The organism is Rahnella sp. EDr1-12, from assembly GCF_049206505.1.
Taxonomy (GTDB): Bacteria; Pseudomonadota; Gammaproteobacteria; order Enterobacterales; family Enterobacteriaceae; genus Rahnella; species Rahnella rivi.
The window spans coordinates 538,186-558,498 of the sequence record NZ_JBLZNY010000001.1; the positions used below are offsets into that span (position 1 = coordinate 538,186).

At 50.7% G+C, this 20,313-nt stretch carries 15 protein-coding genes and 2 tRNA genes; 7 read left to right on the forward strand and 10 right to left on the reverse strand.

Annotation, left to right across the window (positions count from 1 at the left end; all coding sequences use genetic code 11):
- The first annotated feature begins 217 nt into the window (after positions 1-217).
- From ACO0U8_RS02370 to ACO0U8_RS02385, 4 genes are all read left to right on the forward strand, one after another.
- Positions 218-294, forward strand: a tRNA-Val gene (locus tag ACO0U8_RS02370).
- 28 nt (positions 295-322) lie between these two features.
- Positions 323-399, forward strand: a tRNA-Val gene (locus ACO0U8_RS02375).
- Positions 400-983: 584 nt separating this feature from the next.
- A complete protein-coding gene (gene pykF / locus ACO0U8_RS02380) occupies positions 984-2,396 on the forward strand; it encodes a pyruvate kinase PykF (RefSeq protein WP_421670203.1) in 1,413 nt (470 codons plus the stop codon).
- A gap of 291 nt (positions 2,397-2,687) precedes the next feature.
- Complete coding sequence (locus ACO0U8_RS02385) at positions 2,688-2,924, forward strand: major outer membrane lipoprotein (protein WP_056773575.1); 237 nt, start codon at positions 2,688-2,690, stop codon at positions 2,922-2,924.
- 244 nt (positions 2,925-3,168) lie between these two features.
- Here ACO0U8_RS02385 and ACO0U8_RS02390 read toward each other — a convergent pair whose 3' ends face one another.
- From ACO0U8_RS02390 to sufA, 7 genes are all read right to left on the reverse strand, one after another.
- On the reverse strand, positions 3,169-4,182 hold the full coding sequence (locus ACO0U8_RS02390) for a L,D-transpeptidase family protein (RefSeq protein WP_217203267.1): 1,014 nt from the start codon (positions 4,180-4,182) through the stop codon (positions 3,169-3,171).
- Positions 4,183-4,448: 266 nt separating this feature from the next.
- Complete coding sequence (gene sufE, locus ACO0U8_RS02395; protein ID WP_056773571.1) at positions 4,449-4,862, reverse strand: cysteine desulfuration protein SufE; 414 nt, start codon at positions 4,860-4,862, stop codon at positions 4,449-4,451.
- Positions 4,863-4,890: 28 nt separating this feature from the next.
- Positions 4,891-6,111 (reverse strand): cysteine desulfurase SufS, encoded by a 1,221-nt coding sequence (gene sufS / locus ACO0U8_RS02400; protein WP_421670204.1) that lies wholly within the window; start codon positions 6,109-6,111, stop codon positions 4,891-4,893.
- Entirely contained in the window at positions 6,111-7,412 is a 1,302-nt protein-coding gene (gene sufD / locus ACO0U8_RS02405; protein ID WP_421670205.1) for a Fe-S cluster assembly protein SufD, read from the reverse strand. Before sufD ends, sufS begins: the two co-directional genes overlap by 1 nt.
- Entirely contained in the window at positions 7,387-8,133 is a 747-nt protein-coding gene (gene sufC / locus ACO0U8_RS02410) for a Fe-S cluster assembly ATPase SufC (RefSeq protein ID WP_421670206.1), read from the reverse strand. The genes sufD and sufC overlap by 26 nt, the downstream gene beginning before the upstream one ends.
- A 121-nt stretch (positions 8,134-8,254) precedes the next feature.
- Positions 8,255-9,778 (reverse strand): Fe-S cluster assembly protein SufB, encoded by a 1,524-nt coding sequence (sufB, locus tag ACO0U8_RS02415; RefSeq protein ID WP_056773544.1) that lies wholly within the window; start codon positions 9,776-9,778, stop codon positions 8,255-8,257.
- A 52-nt stretch (positions 9,779-9,830) separates the two neighbouring features.
- On the reverse strand, positions 9,831-10,202 hold the full coding sequence (sufA, locus tag ACO0U8_RS02420; RefSeq protein ID WP_056773540.1) for a Fe-S cluster assembly scaffold SufA: 372 nt from the start codon (positions 10,200-10,202) through the stop codon (positions 9,831-9,833).
- Positions 10,203-10,660: 458 nt separating this feature from the next.
- Between sufA and ACO0U8_RS02425 the strand changes: the two genes are divergently transcribed.
- A complete protein-coding gene (locus ACO0U8_RS02425; RefSeq protein WP_056773538.1) occupies positions 10,661-11,065 on the forward strand; it encodes a hypothetical protein in 405 nt (134 codons plus the stop codon).
- 107 nt (positions 11,066-11,172) lie between these two features.
- Here ACO0U8_RS02425 and ACO0U8_RS02430 read toward each other — a convergent pair whose 3' ends face one another.
- Both ACO0U8_RS02430 and ydiJ read right to left on the reverse strand, forming a co-directional pair.
- Positions 11,173-11,592 (reverse strand): hotdog fold thioesterase, encoded by a 420-nt coding sequence (locus ACO0U8_RS02430; RefSeq protein WP_056773534.1) that lies wholly within the window; start codon positions 11,590-11,592, stop codon positions 11,173-11,175.
- Between the two features lie 15 nt (positions 11,593-11,607).
- Positions 11,608-14,664: a D-2-hydroxyglutarate dehydrogenase YdiJ gene (gene ydiJ, locus ACO0U8_RS02435; RefSeq protein ID WP_217203263.1), complete on the reverse strand. Its 3,057-nt coding sequence runs from the start codon at positions 14,662-14,664 to the stop codon at positions 11,608-11,610.
- Between the two features lie 328 nt (positions 14,665-14,992).
- Here ydiJ and ydiK point away from each other — a divergent pair, with 328 nt between their 5' ends.
- Positions 14,993-16,090 (forward strand): AI-2E family transporter YdiK, encoded by a 1,098-nt coding sequence (gene ydiK, locus ACO0U8_RS02440; protein WP_056773526.1) that lies wholly within the window; start codon positions 14,993-14,995, stop codon positions 16,088-16,090.
- A 425-nt stretch (positions 16,091-16,515) separates the two neighbouring features.
- On the opposite strand, the gene ppsA is transcribed toward ydiK, so the two are convergent.
- Positions 16,516-18,891, reverse strand: coding sequence for a phosphoenolpyruvate synthase (gene ppsA, locus ACO0U8_RS02445; protein ID WP_217203261.1), 2,376 nt, complete (start codon positions 18,889-18,891; stop codon positions 16,516-16,518).
- Positions 18,892-19,423: 532 nt separating this feature from the next.
- Here ppsA and ppsR point away from each other — a divergent pair.
- On the forward strand, positions 19,424-20,245 hold the full coding sequence (ppsR, locus tag ACO0U8_RS02450) for a posphoenolpyruvate synthetase regulatory kinase/phosphorylase PpsR (protein WP_122095592.1): 822 nt from the start codon (positions 19,424-19,426) through the stop codon (positions 20,243-20,245).
- Positions 20,246-20,313 lie beyond the last annotated feature (68 nt).

A 20,313-nucleotide genomic window follows, 5' to 3' on the forward strand; every position in this document is an offset into this window, starting at 1 on the left:
TACGCAATCACTGGCCACGCGCTAAAAATGATTCATCTGCGCGTGGCTTTTGCCCCTGAGCGAAGGCCGTTATGCCTAAAAAAACAACGCAATGCGCATAAGCTCGTCAGTCGTGCACATTATGAAAGAAAAATGTCTTTTTTCCCTTGCCAGTATTCAGAGACGTCGTTAATATTCGTCCCCGTCGCCAGCACTGGCTGACAAGAAAGAAAACGATGCGTCCGTAGCTCAGTTGGTTAGAGCACCACCTTGACATGGTGGGGGTCGGTGGTTCGAGTCCACTCGGACGCACCAATTTCGAAGCAGTACCGTTGCATGATGTGCGTCCGTAGCTCAGTTGGTTAGAGCACCACCTTGACATGGTGGGGGTCGGTGGTTCGAGTCCACTCGGACGCACCAAAGCAATGCCAGTTACTCCTTGTATGACTTTCCCCGATTTCACTCCCTGCTTTGAATCCAGCCGCTTCCTCTATACACACCAGCACCTCCTCTGATGATTATCTGTTTTCAGAATTTCCCGACCCCACCCATATGTTCGTCTTGACTTTAACCGGTTTATTTCGAAGTTGTGGCATTTTCGCCGGTCCCGTAACGAATCTGTTATACCCTGTGGTTTCCGCTCTGCCCACTTTGGGTATTTGCGCAACAACACTCTGTCATCTGCCCTAAGCTTGCGCTTTATCACGTTTTTTATTTGGTTTCCCGCCTCGTTCCCCTCTATAATACGCATCGTCTCTTCGATTGAATGGTTTCAGCCCCTTGATCTGTCGATATCGCACTTATAAAAGCGTGACCACTCCCGTAGCGATCTTAAATCGCACTAATCGCTATGCTTTGGCTGAACTAACTACACCATTCCTTTCACAGTCTTCTACGCTTAGTAATGATTTGATTCAACCAGGCAAGACTTCAATTCCGCGCGGGCAGCCCTGCTGTCAGGCAAACACTTTTCCAATCCATCACAACTTGTAGATAAAATCGTCATGAAAAAGACCAAAATTGTTTGTACCATCGGACCGAAAACTGAATCCGAAGAAATGCTGACCAAACTGCTTGATGCAGGCATGAACGTAATGCGTCTGAACTTCTCTCACGGTGATTACGAAGAGCACGGTCAACGCATTAAAAACATCCGCAACGTGATGGCCTCTACCGGCCACAAAGCAGCTATCCTGCTGGACACCAAAGGTCCTGAAATCCGCACCATGAAACTGGAAGGCGGCAAAGATGCTGCACTGGTTGCGGGTCAGACTTACACCTTCACTACCGACCAGAGCGTAATCGGTAACACCGAACGCGTTGCTGTGACCTACGCAGGTTTCGCCGCCGACCTGAAAATTGGCAACACCATTCTGGTGGACGATGGCCTGATCGGCATGGAAGTGACTAACGTCACCGAAACCGAAGTTACCTGTAAAGTTCTGAACAACGGTGACCTGGGCGAAAACAAAGGCGTTAACCTGCCAGGCGTTTCTATCGCTCTGCCTGCGCTGGCTGAAAAAGACAAGCGCGACCTGATCTTCGGTTGTGAACAAGGCGTTGACTTTGTTGCTGCTTCTTTCATCCGTAAACGTTCTGACGTTCTGGAAATTCGCGAGCACCTGAAAAATCACGGTGGTGGGCATATCCAGATCATCTCCAAAATTGAAAACCAGGAAGGCCTGAACAACTTCGACGAAATCCTCGAAGCATCAGACGGCATCATGGTTGCACGTGGTGACCTGGGTGTTGAGATCCCGGTTGAAGAAGTTATCTTCGCGCAGAAGATGATGATCGAAAAATGTAACCGCGCGCGCAAAGTGGTTATCACCGCTACGCAAATGCTCGATTCCATGATCAAAAACCCACGCCCTACTCGCGCTGAAGCAGGCGACGTGGCTAACGCCATCATCGACGGTACTGACGCTGTGATGCTGTCCGGTGAAAGTGCTAAAGGTAAATATCCGCTGGAAGCCGTGACAATCATGGCGACCATTTGTGCCCGTACTGACCGCGTTATGCAAAGCCGCATTGATGGTCAGAACGACAATCGCAAACTGCGTATTACTGAAGCCGTTTGCCGTGGCGCAGTAGAAACTGCTGAAAAACTGGATGCTCCATTGATCGTTGTTGCAACCAGCGGTGGTAAATCTGCTAAAGCTGTGCGTAAATACTTCCCGCACGCGACTATCCTGGCGCTGACCACGAATGAAATCACTGCCCGTCAGTTAATCCTGACCAAAGGCGTAGTGACTCAGCTGGTGAAAGAAATTGCCTCTACTGATGATTTCTACCGCATTGGTAAAGAAGCGGCGATTGAAAGCGGTTTAGCTCAGAAAGGTGATATCGTAGTGATGGTTTCTGGCGCGCTGGTTCAAAGCGGCACAACCAATACTTCTTCGGTGCACGTTGTTTAAATAAAAACGTGACCCAGAGCATGAATAAACGCCGCATCCCGTGGCGTTTATTTCTTCGGGAAGCATTTTTTCTTAAAAATGGCTGAAGGCAGACGTACTGAAATTGGGATAAGTCCCATGGAAAACAGCTGTTTTCGAAGCAATTTTTAACTTTTTCGTAAAAAAAGATGCTTCTTTGAGCGAACGATCAAAATATAGCGTTTACCTACAAAAAATTATTCTCATTAGAAAATAGTTTGTGTAATACTTGTAACGCTACATGGAGATTAACTTAATCTAGAGGGTTTTATAATGAATCGCACTAAACTGGTACTGGGCGCTGTAATCCTTGCTTCAACTATGCTGGCTGGTTGTTCAAGCAACGCTAAAATCGATCAACTGTCTTCAGACGTTTCTACTCTGAACTCTAAAGTTGACCAACTGAGCAACGACGTGAACGCAATGCGTTCTGACGTTCAGGCAGCTAAAGACGACGCAGCACGTGCTAACCAACGTCTTGACAACCAAGCTCACGCTTACAAGAAGTAATATTTACTTCTCTAGTTCAATGGCGCACTCAGTGCGCCATTTTTTTATCTGTTTTTCCTCACCTTCTTTCCCCTCTTCGTACTCCTCCCATCTCGCGACATTCCATTTTGTTTCCAGCTAACGCATCTGACTTAACAATACGTTTCTAAATACCTCTCTCGCTGCGCCCCTGAGCGCCAGGAACAAAAAAGGAGCCGTAGTGGCTCCTCAGGAAAAAATCGCTTCAGCAGTGGTTTTGCGGCGCTTACTGCGTCCTTGCGGTACTGACATCTGGTTGTGACGTTGCAGCCGTCTGTGGTTCGCTGGCAGCGGGCGCCGTACCGGTGGCTTTATCCCCCACATTCACTACCACAGGCATACCGGAACGACGTGTAATCGCTTCTTTCACCATCGCAGCATTGGTGTCGTCATGCTTAATGAATTTTTTCATCGCTGCCGTCAAGGCTATCGGCTTAGTTTGCGGATCATCTTTTTCAGTATGAGACAGTGGCTGATGTACCTCGATATAGCGTTTACCGTCTGGCTCAATATCATATTTGATTGGCTGATTGATAATCTGCACACGCGTGCCCTTCGGCACTGTATTAAACAACGCTTCGATATCATCAGGACGCAAACGGATACATCCTGAGCTCACTCGCATTCCAATACCAAAGTTGGCGTTGGTGCCGTGGATTAAATACTGTCCGGTCCCGGCTGACAGACGCATCGCAAATAGCCCCATTGGATTCTCCGGCCCTGCGGGCACCATTCCAGGCAGTTTAATGCCATCTTTCAGGTAAGCTTTACGAATATTGGCGGTCGGAGTCCATGTCGGGTTGGGGATTTTTTGGCTGACTGACGTCACCATCTCCGGGGTATTTCGCCCTAACTGGCCGATACCAATCGGATAGACGATCACTTTGTCTTCACCTTTTGGATAATAATAGAGGCGAAGTTCCGCGAGGTTGACAACGATACCCTCACGTTTGGTATCTGGTAAAAGCATTTGCGAAGGGATGGTCAGCACGCTACCGGCTTTTGGCAAATAAGGGTCCGTACCCGGGTTCGCTTCAAGCATAGCAATCAGACCAATTTGATATTTAGCCGCTACGGCTTCCAGCGGCTGACCGTCATTAGGTACCACATAAGTCGTGTTTTCGCCTACCAGGCGGCTATTATCCGGCGGCAGAGGGTATTCCGCTGCACTTGCGGTCAGGGAGTGCGTTGCCATCATTGTGCCAACTAACATCGCCAAAAGGGGTAATGCGCGTCTCATACTCAGTCCTTTTTCGGCCTGCACTCAGAGGATCTGAGGCCAGACAATTATCTTGTCAGTTAATACTAGCAGCGCAGAACTTCAAGGCAATCAAACTGCAGAAAATCAGAAAGTTACCTAATGGCATGACCGGTTGAAAACACAGTGAAACGGTTTTTTAAACGAATGAAAAGTCAGGAGTAAAACAGAATAAAACGCGGGGATATTCAGAAATGGCTTTGCTCATTAGCAGACGATTCCTAATGAGCAAAGTGAGCAATCAGCGCTTAAGCCAGCGTTGCTGCGTTAGCACGAATAGAACGGATCATCGCTTCCAGCCCCTGCGAGCGTGAAGGCGTGAGATGCTGGCTAAGTTCCAGCTCTGCGAAGAACGGACGGACATCCAGTTCAACAACATCGCGCGGCGTCAGCCCCTGGTACAGACTGAACACAATCGCCACTAATCCTTTCACGATAGCCGCATCGCTGTCGCCTTCAAAGGTGAGCGCGCCGGTTTCATCCGTGCGCATCACGATCCACACCTGGCTCTGACAGCCTGATATCAGATTTTTGTCCTGACGATGTTCCTCCGGCAAAGCAGGTAACTGCCCGCCGAGTTCAATCACGTACAGATATTTCTCTTCCCAGTTCGGGCACCGGGAAAAATTTCTCACTAACTTACTTTTATCTGGCAAAGCCATAACAACATCCTGATCGAGGTTGTCAGGCTTAGCCCAACAACCGGTGAATACGTTGCAGTCCTGCGACCAGACGGTCGACTTCATCACGGGTATTGTACATCGCAAGCGACGCACGGCACATAGCCGGAACACCGTAGAAAGACATTAATGGCATCGCGCAGTGATGCCCCGTGCGGATGGCAATACCGTATTGATCAAGGAAACTGCCCACATCGTAAGCATGATGTTTACCGAGGTTAAACGCTATCACGCCTGAACGGTGTGCCGGACCGTAAATCTGAATATCAGGCACTGTCGCCATCTGCTCAAGTGCGTAGGTCATCAGTTCCTGCTCGTAAGCATGGATATTCTCCAGCCCCAGTTCAGTCACATAGTCCATCGCCGCGCCCAGCCCCATAATACCACCGGTATTTGGCGTGCCGGCTTCAAAGCGCCACGGTGCGGCCGCGAAGGTCGTACCTTCACTCAGGCTGACATGCTTGATCATCGAACCGCCACCTTCCCAGGGTGGCATCTGATCCAGCAGTGCTTTACGCCCATACAGAATACCGATGCCGGTCGGCCCGTAGAGCTTATGACCAGACCAGACATAAAAATCACAGCCCAGCGCCTGAACGTCGACCGCGTAGTGCATGACAGCCTGTGCACCATCAACCAGCACAGTCAGCCCGGCCGCTTTCGCCTGCGGGATGATGGTTTCGAGCGGGTTAACAGTGCCAAGCACATTGGAAACATGCGCCAACGTCAGCAGTTTAGTGCGCGGTGTGATAAGCCCTTCAAGCTGAGATAAATCCAGCTCACCTTCCGGCGTCAGATGCCAGACGTCGATGTGCAAATCACGTTCTTTAGCCAGCATCTGCCAGGGAACGATATTGGCGTGATGCTCCATCTCGGTCAGGATAATGCGGTCACCAGGGTGTAAAAATTCACGCCCCCAGGTATTGGCCACCAGGTTAATAGCTTCCGTGGAACCTTTGACGAAGACAATTTCTTCCGCCGATGCAGCATTCATGAAATGTGCGGCCTGAGTGCGGACGTTTTCCATCTGCTCAGTCGCTTCTGCGCTCATGGTATGAATGCCGCGGTGAACCGCAGCATAACCTTGCTCGAAAAAAGACATTTCGCGTTGAATAACCTGATGCGGTTTCTGTGCGCTGGCAGCACTGTCAAGATAGGCCAGCGGCTGGCCGTTAACTTCGCGGCTCAATACAGGGAAATCGCTTCGAACTCTTTCCAGTGGAAAAGTCATTACTTACCTCGATTGAGTCGACCCGCAATACGGGCAATCACGACGTCACGCAGGGTCTCATTCTCGATGGCTTCCGTCAGTTCAGCAGCAAAAGCAAAAATGATCATTTGCTGAGCATCATCACCGCTGATACCACGGGTGCGCAGATAGAAAAGCTGTTCGTCATCAATACGACCGACGGTCGCACCGTGGCTGCACTTGACATCATCGGCATAGATTTCGAGCTGTGGCTTGGTGTCAACTTCGGTATGTTTACCCAGCAACAAGTTGTTGTTGGTCATTTTCCCGTCAGTTTTCAGTGCGTGCTTCGCCACTTTAATCATGCCGTTGAAAATCGCTTTTGCGCGATCGTTCACGATCACTTTGTGCAACTGGTTGCTGTTGCAATAACCTTTGTTGTGCTCAAGATAGGTACGGGTATCCGCAATCTCACTGTCAACCGGCAGAACCAGGCTGTTAATGTTGAGATGGGTATTTTCACCGTTCAGCTGCGCACTGGTGTTATTACGGGTCAGACCCGCGCCCAGCAGGAAACTGTGGCTGGAAACTCGTGCATCACGCCCGACCACCAAATCATTGTGCGAGAAGTGGAAGCTGGCCTGGCTTTCGAACGCCAATTTGTAATGCGCAAAGTCCGCATTATCGCCCACATTTACCGTCATACGTGCGCCGGTAAAGTGCCCGTGATCGTTGAGACTCAGGTAATGTTCAATCACTTCTGCATTTGCACCGCTTTCAATGTCTAAATGATAGCGATGATGCACCGTATTCATTTCACGCGACTGGTCGCGACCACTGCTGATATGTAAAAGATACAGCGGTTTGTCTGCCTGTTTACCGGCAGGAAGGCGTACAGCGATAGGATCCTGCGCCAGACTTTCAGTCAGGTGCAAAAAGACTTCAGACTGAACCGGGTCAGGCAGCGTTTGCTGCGCCGCCGCATTCAGTTTCTGAATCTCAAATGCACCGGTTTCAGCATCACTCAGGTTTGCATCGAAACGACCATCGACGAAAACCAGACGATATGAATCGAGCGGCAATGCTAAAGACTTCACTGTCTCAGCCGTTACGGCCTGCTGCTGAGGGGCAAAGAACTGATTGCCCAGCAGAGAGGAAACCGGCGTATATTTCCAGTCTTCCAGTTTGGCGTGTGGGAAACCGAGGCGCAGCACCTGTTGCCAGTGCGTGTGGGCGTGAACAGATTGCTCGCCACCGCGGCTTTCAAAAAGACGGTAAAGCTGCTGCATGGCATGTGAACTGCCCGCTGCAGGTGCATTACTCTTCGTCGGTAAGCCAGCCATAACCCTGCTCCTCTAACTGTTTAACCAGGCTGAAATCGCCAGATTTTACAATACGACCCTGATACAAAACGTGCACGTAATCAGGCTTGATGTAGTCGAGGATGCGTTGGTAGTGAGTGACTATAACGAACGAACGTTTACCGTCACGCAGAGAATTAACACCGTCAGAAACGATTTTCAGCGCATCGATGTCCAGACCGGAGTCGGTTTCATCGAGAATGCAAAGATTTGGCTCAAGCGCCGCCATTTGCAGAATGTCATTACGCTTTTTCTCACCGCCGGAGAAACCGACGTTCACTGAACGGGTCAGCAGATCGGCAGGCATCTTCAGCATCGCGATTTTTTCTTCGATGAAATCCGCGAAGTCAAAACGGTCCATGGCTTCCTGACCGCGGTATTTACGCACCGCATTCACTGCGGTTTGCAGGAAGAAATGGTTGGTCACGCCCGGGATTTCTACCGGGTACTGGAAGGCCATGAAAACGCCTTCACCAGCACGGTCTTCCGGAGCAAGATCCAGTAAATCTTTACCGTTGAACATTACGGAACCGTCGGTAACTTCGTAATCTTCCCGGCCAGCCAGTGTCGCGGAGAGCGTACTTTTACCTGAGCCGTTCGGGCCCATGATGGCGTGTACTTCTCCCGGTTTGATCTCCAGATCGAGTCCCTTGAGAATTTCCTTTTCTTCGACACGGACCTTCAAATTCTTGATGCTTAACATACGTATCCTTGAGTTTGCGCCTGCGCGCTCATAATTCTGATTATGCTTTGACTGTGCTGAACTCAAACCTGTCCGCCGCGACGTCACACCACGCTGCGACGGCAGAAAAGACGTCGGGTTTTTAACCGACGCTGTGTTCAAGGCTTATCGCCAGCAGTTTCTGTGCTTCGACAGCAAACTCCAGCGGCAGCTCGGAAAAGACATCTTTACAGAAACCGTTAACAATCATGGAAATAGCATCGTCTTCGCTGATACCACGTTGCAGACAGTAAAACAGCTGGTCATCGCCAATTTTCGACGTTGTTGCTTCATGTTCCAGCTGAGCAGTGTTATTACGCACTTCAACATACGGGAAGGTATGCGCTGCGCTGTCCGGACCAATCAACATGGAATCGCACTGCGTAAAGTTACGGGCATTTTCCGCGCCCGGCAGGATCTTCACCAGACCGCGATAGCTATTCTGGCTATGGCCTGCGGAGATACCTTTCGAGATGATCGTGGATTTGGTGTTTTTACCAATGTGGATCATCTTGGTGCCGGTGTCAGCTTGCTGTTTGCCACTGGTCAACGCCACGGAGAAGAACTCACCGATCGAGTTATCCCCTTTAAGGATAACGCTTGGGTATTTCCAGGTGATCGCCGAGCCGGTTTCAGACTGCGTCCAGGACATCTTCGACCCTGCGCCTTCGCACAATGCGCGCTTGGTCACAAAGTTGAGGATCCCGCCGCTGCTGTCTTTACTGCCGGAGAACCAGTTCTGCACGGTGGAATATTTCACTTCTGCATCTTTATGCAGAATGACTTCTACAACAGCCGCATGCAGCTGGTAAGTGTCACGCACCGGCGCGGAGCAGCCTTCGATGTAACTGACATAGCTGCCTTCATCGGCAATCAGAATAGTTCGTTCAAACTGACCCGTTTTCGCGGCATTGATACGGAAATAGGTCGACAGCTCCATCGGGCAGCGCACGCCCTTCGGCACGTAAACGAACGTGCCGTCAGAGGCGACAGCGGCATTGAGTGCGGCGAAGAAGTTGTCCTGCGCAGGCACCACGGTGCCGAGATATTTGCGAACCAGATCTGGATATTCGTGAATGGCTTCACCGAAAGAACAGAAAATGACGCCAGATTCCGCCAGTTTTTCACGGTACGTTGTGGAGACAGAAACGGAGTCAAAAATTGCATCGACCGCCACTTCTCTCCCTTCACGTACCGGGACGCCCAACTGTTCAAAGGCTTTTTCAACTTCGCTGGTCAGGTAGTTTTTACCTTCAAGCGCAGGAATACTGTGCGAGTCTGCCGGAGGCTGCTGTGTGGCACCAGGCTGAGAACCACAGGTATCATCGCAGCTGCCACAGGATGGCGCAGAATAATAGCTGTAATCCTGATAATCGAGAGGCGTGTAATACGCTTTCAACCAGTGCGGCTCTTCCATTTTCAGCCAAGCATGATAAGCCTGCAGACGGAACTCCAGCATCCACTCAGGTTCGTTGCGCTTCGCGGAAATCGCGCGAACCACATCTTCGTTGATGCCTGATGCTAATTCATCGGTTGCCAGCTGGGTGAAAAACCCTTCCTTGTAATTCACTCCCTCGCCGACCCAAGACTGCACATCGTCTGGAATTTCTACGTTGCTTCGTGACATGTTGGTTACATCGCTTTGTTTACAATAATCTTAAAAATCAAAAGATTCGGTCTTACAGGCCGAAACTTTCGCCACAACCACAGGCGTGTTGCGCTTTAGGATTATTGAATTTAAATATCTGATTCAGCCCTTCACGGACGAAATCCACCTCGGTTCCGTCGATGAAAGGCATCGCCTTCAGCGGAACAAACAGCAAAGCGCCGTCATGCTCAAACACCAGGTCATCGCTGGCCGGTTGTTTGGTTAAATCCAGAACGTAGCCAAAGCCGGCACAGCCCGATTGTTTTACCGAGAGCTGGAGGCCTTTCACTTCAGGATCCTGGGTCATCAGGGTCTTAACCTGTTTCGCCGCAGAATCGGTCAGGATCACGCCTTGCCATACGTTGTCGTCTAAAGAGAACGAGCCGACAGTTTCAGTTTGCATCTGTCTTACCTCATAGTTTTATGGTCATAGACAAGACCTATTGTCTCTATTCTAGTGATTACAATTATCACTTCAACCTCTTGTTTTAAGAGGGTATAGCGATGACCCACGAGGAACGTCGCTCAATGTGCATCGGCTTTGGGTCCGGTTGCCAGCGGGTCTTGAACACCGCAACCATCAACTGATTGAATAAGTTGTCAATTTTTTGTTAAAAAACTCAAAATTAACCTTACAAATCGCATGGTTTAATAGCTTTCATTATGTCTATTATAAAACATTCATCGGAAATGCCTATTTATGAATTCACCCTAAACGCAATAATAAGGCTCTTTTTGTCTATGCTTTGGCAGATGACAAAACGAAAAAATCCGATGAAAACGTTGATCCGCTGATTTTTTGCCAATATGATGTTTATTCTTTGATAATGATTATCATTCAGATAACCCGGAATACTGAGAATGGCTCAATCGGTAAATGCGTGGTTGCAAGGCAAGATTGACGAATACAAATCGACTGTCCGCGATGCCACCGTGGATTTCTATATGGCTGATGCAGCCTTACGACGCCCTGAGGCACATCTGTGCCAGCTGAAACGCTTTAATAGCATTTGCCTGGACATGGCCAATTTATGCCTGCAAAACGGGGATGATCACAGTTACCTGCACGCGTTATGCAAACTGCATAACCGCCTGATACTGGAAATAAACAGCGTCGTTCGATGTGAACTCTTCCGTGTTCAGAGCTACCATTTTGCGCGGCACACGCTCAAACTCATTTGCCAGTATTATGCCATGTTGGGCATCTGGGAAAAAGCGACGGCCTTCCAGACCGACTTCGCAAAACGTGTTCCTTATCATCTTTGATATATTTTCAACACGTTAGCGCAGAAAGACTTCTGAATAAAAAAGGCGGACAACTTTTCAGTATGTCCGCCCCTTCCAGCGCTATAAGTCCCGCTCATTCACTTTAGTTATCTGTCGATGACCATCGTCGTTAGCCTGGAAACACAGCATAATTCACCTTGCTGATCGAAAATCTCAATCTGCCAGACCTGACTGCGACGCCCCGTGCGTAATGCACGACACACCCCGCGAACATGGCCTTCTCTGGCCGACTTCATATGGCTGGCGTTAATCTCCACGCCGACCACCGTCTGTTGACCTTCACTGCACAGGTAACCGGCCATCGATCCCATGGTTTCTGCCAGCACCACGGATGCGCCGCCGTGTAATAAACCGAAAGGTTGGGTGGTACGGGCATCTACCGGCATGGTGGCTTCAAGAAAATCATCACCCAGCCGGGTAAACACTATCCCTACATGCCCTACCATGCATCCCTGACTGCGCTCATTGAGCGCTTCAAGCGTGGTGGTTCTTTTCCAGAATGACATTGTGCTTCCTTATCCTCAGGGAATGATTTCCAGCAGAGCCTGTAGCGGATGGCGAACCCCATTACCCTCAATACGTTTGACCTGGCTGCGGCATGAGTAACCCGTCGCCAGACAGCGCTGACGCGGTAAGCGCTGCAGCGAGGTATGCCATGACAGCTCATAAATTCCGAGTGAGTTTTTTAGATTTTTAGCTTCATGACCGTAGGTGCCTGCCATTCCGCAGCATCCGACGCTGACATTTTCCAGCTTCGCGCCGTAACGGGCAAAAATATCGCTCCACTGTTTTCCACTGGTCGGCAGCGCCGTGCTTTCGGTGCAGTGTCCAAAGAGATACCACGATTCGCCGCTTTGCTGCTGCGCCGGACGTTCTGCCAGCCAGGTATCCAGCCATTCGTGCACCAGCTGAACCTGGAAAGACCCGCGGGTGTCACCGAGAATTTCTTTATATTCATCGCGATAACACAATACCAACGCAGGATCGACGCCGACCATCGGCATTCCCAATTGCGATACGCGGTTGAGGAACAACGACGTTTTCTTCGCCGTTTTGGCAAAACGTTGCAGGAAACCTTTTATATGCTGCGCCTTTCCGTTCGGGGAGAACGGCAACAGCACCGGCTTCAGGCCGAGTTTTTCGATTAAACGAACGAAATCGGCCACCACCTGCGCATCGTAGAAGCTGGTGAACGGATCCTGAACGACCAAAACATATTCCCCTCGCTGAGCCGGTGATATTTTTTCCAGCTGTTCGAGCGTCATCGTAATGGCACGGTGCCCCAGCAATTGCTCACGTAGCGTCGGTGAAGACAGCAGCGGCAGATCCACCATGCCGATGCTTTTGCGGCTCATCTCCCGCACCCAGGGTTGTTTAAGGAAGAAGTTAAACAACTTTGGCGCCCGCGCCATCAGCGGAGCATAACTTTCCACGCTCGCGACCACATGGTCGCTGGTTGGGCGCAGATAGCGCGTGTGATAAAGCTGGAGGAAACGCGAACGGAACCCGGGAACATCTATTTTGATCGGACATTGCGTTGAACAGGCTTTACAGGCAAGACAGCCTGACATGGCCTCTTTAACTTCATGTGAGAAATCATATTCGCCTTTATTGGCATGCCAGGTATTACGCGTGCGATCGATCAGAGTGCGGAAACTCAGGCCTTTTTCCGGCAGGGCATTTTCCAGCACCAGCGGATCAACGCCCTGCTCTGACAGCAATCTCAGCCACTCGCGCACCAGACCTGCACGGCCCTTAGGCGAATGAATACGACTGCCGGTTATCTTCATTGACGGGCACATCGGGCTTTTCACATCAAAGTTAAAACACAGACCGTTGCCATTACATTCCATCGCGCCACGGAATGACTGACGCACCTCGAGCGGAATACGCCGGTCCAGGGTGCCCCGTTTGGCGGCATCCACTTTCATCATCGGCTCATCGCAGTCAAGCGGCGCACAGATTTTGCCGGGGTTCAGGCGGTTATCAGGGTCGAAGGCGGTTTTTATCCGTCGTAATTCATGGAACAACGTTTCGCCGAAAAATGCAGGACTGTATTCGGCGCGAAAACCTTTGCCGTGTTCACCCCACAGCAAACCGCCGTACTTGGCCGTCAGCGCCACCACCTCGTCAGAAATCTGTTTCAGCAACATCTCCTGCTGCGGGTCACACATGTCGAGTGCCGGACGCACATGCAGTACACCCGCATCAACGTGCCCGAACATGCCGTAGCTCAGATTATGGCTGTCGAGGAGTGCGCGAAACTCCACGATGTAATCCGCCAGATGCTGCGGAGGCACGCAGGTGTCCTCTGCAAACGGCAGCGGTTTTGCCTGCCCCTTGGCATTTCCGAGCAGCCCAACCGCTTTCTTACGCATATTGTAAATGCGTTCGATTCCGGCGAGATCGGCGCAAATCTGATAGCCAATCACCCCGCCTTCCTTGTCGCTCATGAGCCCGTCAAGACGTTCGCATAATGCACTCACCTGATCTTCAATCAGATCGGCGTCGTCACCGGCGAATTCAACAATGTTCAACCCCTGCATATCTTTGCCGTCAACGTCCTTAATGTACTCACGGACGCTATGCCAGACGATATCCTCACGTGCCAGATTCAGCACCTTTGAATCGACGGTTTCCACTGACAAGGCTCTGGCGTCGACCATAAACGGCGCATTACGCAGCGCGGAATTAAAGGAGTCGTACTTAATATTGACCAGCCGACGCACTTTGGGGATGGGTGTGATATTCAGGCGCGCTTCAGTAATAAACGCCAGCGAACCTTCGGAACCGGTCAGGATCCGTGTCAGATTGAAGGTTTGCAGATCATCGCTTAATACATGGCGCAAATCGTAACCGGTGAGGAAGCGGTTAAGTTTTGGAAACTTTTCAATCACCAGCGCGCGGTTATCGCGACAACTGTCTAATACCGTGCGGTAGATTCTGCCAATCACCGAGTCTTCTTCACCGAGTTTGTCGGCAAGCGCAGCGGGCATGGCGGTGGTATCGAGCATCTCCCCACCGAGCACAATCGCCCTCACCCCGAGAACATGGTCCGAGGTTTTGCCATAAACCAGCGACCCCTGCCCTGACGCATCGGTATTGATCATGCCGCCGAGCGTCGCGCGGTTACTGGTCGACAATTCAGGTGAGAAGAAATAACCCAAAGGGCGCAGATAGTCATTGAGCTGGTCTTTGATAACACCAGCCTCAACCTTGACCCACCCCTGTTCAGTGTTGATATCGAGAATGCGGTTCATATGACGGGACATATCAACCACGATGCCGCGGTTCAGAGCCTGACCGTTCGTGCCAGTGCCCCCGCCGCGCGGCGTGAAGACCAGCGTTTTAAAACGTTCCTGCCCGGCAACGCGGGCAATCAGGGCAACGTCTGAGGTTGCCAGCGGAAACAGGACCGCATCCGGTAACAGCTGATATACGCTGTTGTCGGTCGCCATCGTCAGGCGATCCGCGTATGTCGTGGTTAGATCACCGGTAAAACCGTTGCTCTTTAAGGCTTCCAAAAAATCGAGCACCAGCTGGATGACACCCGGCGCCTGAGAAATCTGTGGGATCATTGAATTATGACTCTGTCTTTGTTGTATGCCTGGCAGACGCTAAGCGCTTGCCGGATCTGCCGGGCAGATCCACCCTGTTCTTTACCCAGAATAAAAACTAACATACTTCGTTTTTAAGCGCTCCGTCTGGCTGAACTTTGTTTCAATTGTTTCATGACGTTCCGCAAAATGCCGGTCTGGCAACACCGTGTTGCAACTAAATTTGCGGCGCGCTATCCAAACCTGACTGAATGTTCCATGATTATTGATGGATGCCGTCGGCGCGGCGTATCGCTATTTTGGAGGCTCAAGGCTGAAGCCTCTTCGTTTATCCTTATGAGAAACATGAATGAATCTCCCAATTAAACGTTATGACTTACCACAAATTATGTTTGGGGTGCTCTTTATTGCGCTGATGACTGTTGCCAGCATCTGGATAGTTCAGCCCTTTATATTAGGCTTTGCCTGGGCGGGAATGGTGGTGATTGCCACCTGGCCGCTGATGATCAAATTACAGCGCATATTGTGGGGGCGACGTTTCCTTGCCGTCATCGTCATGACCCTGCTGCTGATCTTACTCTTCGTCTTACCCATTGCTTTACTGGTCAGCAGCGCCATTGAAAATGGTGCGCCGCTGGTGGCGCTGGCAGGCAATCCCTCGACCTTGCATATGCCGGATTTTCAGTGGCTGAAAGCGATCCCGCTGGTGGGTCATAAGCTGTATTACGGCTGGCACGCGCTGATTAATGGCGGCGGCAATGTTTTGATGACCAAAGTACAGCCTTACGTCGGACAAACGGCATCCTGGTTCCTGACGCAGGCCGGGCATCTGGGGCGCTTTATTGTTCACTGTTCTCTTATGTTGTTGTTCAGCGCCCTGCTCTATAGCCGGGGTGAACAAGTCGCGATGGGGATCCGCCACTTCGCGGTGCGTCTGGCGGCAGAGCGCGGCGATGCGGCTGTCATTCTGGCCGGTCAGGCGATCCGCGCGGTCGCTCTGGGTGTGGTGGTGACCGCCATTGTGCAATCCGTTCTCGGGGGTATCGGACTGGCGATTGCCGGCATTCCTTATGCGACCGTATTAACCGTCGTGATGTTTGTCTGCTGCGTCGCGCAAATTGGCCCGTTGCTGGTGCTTATCCCTGCCATCATCTGGCTTTACTGGTCAGGTGATAATACCTGGGGCACGGTGCTGCTGGTCTGGAGTTGTGTGGTCGGTTCACTGGATAATGTGCTGCGCCCGGTGCTGATCCGCATGGGTGCCGATTTGCCTATGTTGCTGATTTTGTCAGGCGTTATCGGTGGCCTGTTTGCTTTCGGCATGATTGGTCTGTTCATCGGCCCGGTGGTACTGGCCGTTTCATACCGCCTGATTTCGCTTTGGGTGCATGAGGCACCAGAGCCTGAGTCAAACCCGGAAGAAGCATTAAAAGCGCTAAACGAGTGATACCTTCAGACATTCATTAACGCTCTGGCGTTGTCCCATCTGAATAATGAGACAACGCCACTGCCTGTTATTCCCGCCAATATTTTTACCTCTTCTTGTGTTAAAAAAACGTCTTATCCTCTTTCAGCTAATAATAAAACCTATTAGGAGGATTCTTACAGACTAAATACCTTGAGAAACCTAGTATTATTAACAGTTCGGATTTCAACCCACTGATTTATATACACGCTTTCCCCTAAAGCATGTATACCCCAAATTGCTGTGTGTAGTCTTTGCCTGTCTTCGTGACGGGCTTTTTTTTATCCGAAATTTGCCCTAGGTTATTTTTCGCACCTGACATACCCCGGTATTTTTAGTTCATAAAAAAAGCCATCGCTTTTACACGATGGCCTGCATTCATTATTTCACCTACATTCGGAATTTATTTACTTGCCTGCCAGCGCCAGCCAGGTCTGCACGACGGTATCCGGATTGAGCGACAAGCTGTCGATACCCTCTTCCATCAGCCACTGGGCAAAGTCCTGATGATCAGAAGGACCCTGTCCGCAGATGCCTACGTACTTGCCCTGTTTCTTCGCGGCTTTAATCGCCATCGATAAAAGCGCTTTCACCGCTTCGTTACGTTCATCAAAGAGCTCAGACACCACGCCGGAATCGCGATCCAGCCCCAGCGTCAGCTGGGTCATGTCGTTTGAGCCAATAGAGAAACCGTCGAAGTGTTCAAGGAACTGATCTGCCAACAGCGCATTCGATGGGATTTCACACATCATGATGACTTTAAGGCCGTTCTCACCACGTGTTAATCCCTGACGGGCCAGTTCTGCAACCACGGCTTCAGCCTGTGCAACGGTGCGAACAAACGGGATCATCACTTCAACATTGGTCAGGTCCATGTCATTACGCACCCGTTTCATGGCTTCACATTCCAGCGCAAAACAATCGCGGAAGCTGTCAGACACATAACGGCCCGCACCACGGAAGCCCAGCATCGGGTTTTCTTCATGCGGTTCGTATTTCTCGCCACCGACCAGGTTAGCGTATTCATTCGATTTGAAATCAGACAAACGCACGATCACGCGTTTTGGCCAGAAAGCTGCGCCCAGCGTGGCGATCCCTTCGGTCAGCCGCGCCACGTAATACTCACGCGGGCTGTCATATCCCTGAATAAGTTTACTGATTTCGTTCTGCAACTCCGGCGTCTGCTGGTCAAATTCCAGCAATGCTTTCGGATGCACCCCTATCATGCGGTTGATAATGAATTCTAACCGCGCCAGACCGACACCTTCATTTGGCAGGCAGGCAAAATCAAATGCGCGATCCGGGTTACCGATATTCATCATAATTTTCAGCGGGAGCGCCGGAAGTTCATCTACCTCAGAACTTTGTATCGTGAAGTCCAGCTCATCCTGATACACATAGCCGGTGTCGCCCTCGGAACAGGACACCGTGACCTTCTGTTTTTCTTTCAGTTTTTCAGTGGCATCACCACAGCCAACCACTGCCGGGATCCCCAGTTCACGGGCAATGATCGCCGCATGACAGGTTCGGCCACCGCGGTTGGTGACAATCGCCGACGCTTTTTTCATGATCGGTTCCCAGTCAGGATCCGTCATGTCGGTCACCAGTACATCGCCGGGCTTAACGTGATGCATTTCACTGATGTCATGAATGATTTTCACCGGGCCCGCGCCGATACGGTGACCGATGGCCCGGCCTTCCACCAGCACGTTGCTGCTGCCGTTGAGCTGGTAACGCTCCATCACCTGACCGTTAGAACGTACAGTTTCCGGGCGCGCCTGCACGATATACAGCTTGCCGTTATGTCCGTCTTTCGCCCATTCGATATCCATCGGACGGCCATAATGTTTTTCAATTAACAATGCCTGACGCGCCAGCGCCTGAATTTCTTCGTCCGTCAGCGAGAAGGTTGTGCTGAGTTGGGCGGGCACATCTTCAATCTGAACTTGTTTGCCGTGCTCCTGGCTGGCTGCATACACCATGCGAATTTTCTTGGAGCCCATGGTGCGGCGCACGATGGCCGGCTTGTTTTTCGCCAGCGTCGGTTTGTGCACGTAGAACTCATCCGGGTTTACCGCGCCCTGAACCACCATTTCGCCCAGGCCGAAGGCTGACGTGATAAAGACCACCTGATCAAAACCAGACTCAGTATCTATGGTGAACATCACCCCTGCGGCCGCGAGATCAGAACGCACCATGCGTTGTACGCCGGCTGAAAGCGCAACGCCGCGATGATCGTAACCCTGATGCACACGATACGAGATTGCACGATCGTTAAATAACGACGCGTAAACGTGCTTCACTGCAGTCAGTACGGCATCGAAACCCTGAACGTTGAGAAATGTTTCCTGTTGCCCGGCAAAAGAAGCATCGGGCATATCTTCAGCCGTGGCGGAAGAACGCACGGCAAAAGAAGCATCAGGCTCACCTTCAGAAAGTTGCTGATAAGCCTCACGGAGGGAGGCTTCAAACTCAGGCAGGAAAGGCGTTTCCACTATCCACTGTCGAATTTTTTCCCCCGCCTGCGTTAACTGCGCAATATCATCTACATCGGTTTTATCCAGTAACTCATGGATGCGATGATTCACGCCGCTTTGGTCGAGAAAGTCATTGAAAGCCTGAGAAGTGGTGGCAAAACCATTAGGGACAGATACCCCTAACTCAGACAAATTGGTGATCATTTCCCCGAGGGATGCGTTCTTGCCCCCGACTTTATCAACGTCGTTCATACCCAGTTGGTTGTACCAGATAACATTGCGTAAATCGGGATCGAGATGAGCCATGAAACAATCCTTTCTTAATATTCAGTAGGAGAGCAGAGAGTCGTCATTCATTCGCACAGTCAGAAGACAAATGACTTAATTTTATCTGGCAGCGTGTCTGTTAACACCGGTTCATATATCACGCTGTTATTTCGAGACTAGCATAATGATCCATAAGAGCAGGACAGGTGAATCGATCCAGCAAAACAAACTATTTTTGTTTCGGAAAATTCCACAGCCCGGCGGCGGACCGTTCAGGTGAAAATCACAATATTCCTTATGAATCAGCATGAAATTGTCTGTAAACCTGTCACAAAAATCAGGCTACCAGAGAAGCTGACGCGCTGCTGAAGCAAATCAAAAAGCTGCGGAGAATCGCGAAAAAATTAAAATCCTATTTCATTTATTACAGTCATTTTGCGCACTGTCTCGCAGCAATGAACATAAGTCTGAAGGTCAGGTGAAATAGCCTTTTTATTTATGCGATTTCTCGGTATTACTAAGCGTGTTCCCGAAAGGGTGAGGTAAACAGAAAGAATTTCAGGAGCGGTGTGTGGACAGATGTGTATTTTACATTTCCGACGGTACGGCAATTACGGCTGAGGTATTAGGCCATGCCGTGTTGTCACAGTTTCCGGTCAACGCGACCACGTATTCGCTCCCTTTCGTCGAGAGTGAGGAACGCGCTAAAAAAGTGTGCGAGCAAATCAACACCATTTATGAAAACACGGGTGACCGCCCGCTGGTGTTTTACTCGATCGTTTCACCGGACATTCGTGACATCATCAAAGCCAGTGAAGGGTTTTGTCAGGATATTGTGCAGTCTCTGGTGGCGCCGCTGCAAAATGAGCTGGGCGTGGAGCCAACGCCGATTGCCAACCGCACGCACGGCCTGACCGCCAGCAATATCACTAAATATGATGCACGTATTGCCGCCATTGATTACACCCTGGCGCATGACGACGGGATTTCTTTGCGAAATCTGGATCAGGCGCAGGTGATTTTGCTGGGCGTGTCCCGCTGCGGCAAAACACCGACTAGCCTCTATCTGGCACTCCAGTTTGGGATCCGCGCGGCAAACTACCCGTTTACCGCCGATGATATGGATAATATTCAGCTGCCTGCGGCACTGAAACCTCATATGCATAAGCTTTTCGGGCTGACCATCGATCCTGAACGCTTAACCGCTATACGTCAGGAACGGGTGGAAAACAGCCGCTACGCCTCCCTGCGCCAGTGCCGCATGGAAGTCTCTGAAGTGGAAGCACTTTTCCGTAAAAATCAGATCCGCTATCTCAACAGCACAAACTATTCTGTTGAGGAGATTGCAGCGAAGATCATGGACAGCTTCGGCATGAGTCGCCGCATGTTCTGAGCCTTTTGCTGATGTGGGTGGCATAACCCGCCAACAGTGGTTGAATTCATCTGTTATTACGTTATTGT

What these genes read in the sequence shown, in the direction of transcription:
- ACO0U8_RS02385 (WP_056773575.1), top strand. Translation starts at nt 2,688, where the DNA reads ATGAATCGCACTAAACTGGTACTGGGCGCTGTAATCCTTGCTTCAACT.
- sufE (WP_056773571.1), bottom strand. Translation starts at nt 4,862, where the DNA reads ATGGCTTTGCCAGATAAAAGTAAGTTAGTGAGAAATTTTTCCCGGTGC.
- sufS (WP_421670204.1), bottom strand. Translation starts at nt 6,111, where the DNA reads ATGACTTTTCCACTGGAAAGAGTTCGAAGCGATTTCCCTGTATTGAGC.
- ACO0U8_RS02390 (WP_217203267.1), bottom strand. Translation starts at nt 4,182, where the DNA reads ATGAGACGCGCATTACCCCTTTTGGCGATGTTAGTTGGCACAATGATG.
- ACO0U8_RS02430 (WP_056773534.1), bottom strand. Translation starts at nt 11,592, where the DNA reads ATGTCATTCTGGAAAAGAACCACCACGCTTGAAGCGCTCAATGAGCGC.
- sufD (WP_421670205.1), bottom strand. Translation starts at nt 7,412, where the DNA reads ATGGCTGGCTTACCGACGAAGAGTAATGCACCTGCAGCGGGCAGTTCA.
- ydiJ (WP_217203263.1), bottom strand. Translation starts at nt 14,664, where the DNA reads ATGATCCCACAGATTTCTCAGGCGCCGGGTGTCATCCAGCTGGTGCTC.
- pykF (WP_421670203.1), top strand. Translation starts at nt 984, where the DNA reads ATGAAAAAGACCAAAATTGTTTGTACCATCGGACCGAAAACTGAATCC.
- sufC (WP_421670206.1), bottom strand. Translation starts at nt 8,133, where the DNA reads ATGTTAAGCATCAAGAATTTGAAGGTCCGTGTCGAAGAAAAGGAAATT.
- ydiK (WP_056773526.1), top strand. Translation starts at nt 14,993, where the DNA reads ATGAATCTCCCAATTAAACGTTATGACTTACCACAAATTATGTTTGGG.
- ppsA (WP_217203261.1), bottom strand. Translation starts at nt 18,891, where the DNA reads ATGGCTCATCTCGATCCCGATTTACGCAATGTTATCTGGTACAACCAA.
- sufA (WP_056773540.1), bottom strand. Translation starts at nt 10,202, where the DNA reads ATGCAAACTGAAACTGTCGGCTCGTTCTCTTTAGACGACAACGTATGG.
- sufB (WP_056773544.1), bottom strand. Translation starts at nt 9,778, where the DNA reads ATGTCACGAAGCAACGTAGAAATTCCAGACGATGTGCAGTCTTGGGTC.
- ACO0U8_RS02425 (WP_056773538.1), top strand. Translation starts at nt 10,661, where the DNA reads ATGGCTCAATCGGTAAATGCGTGGTTGCAAGGCAAGATTGACGAATAC.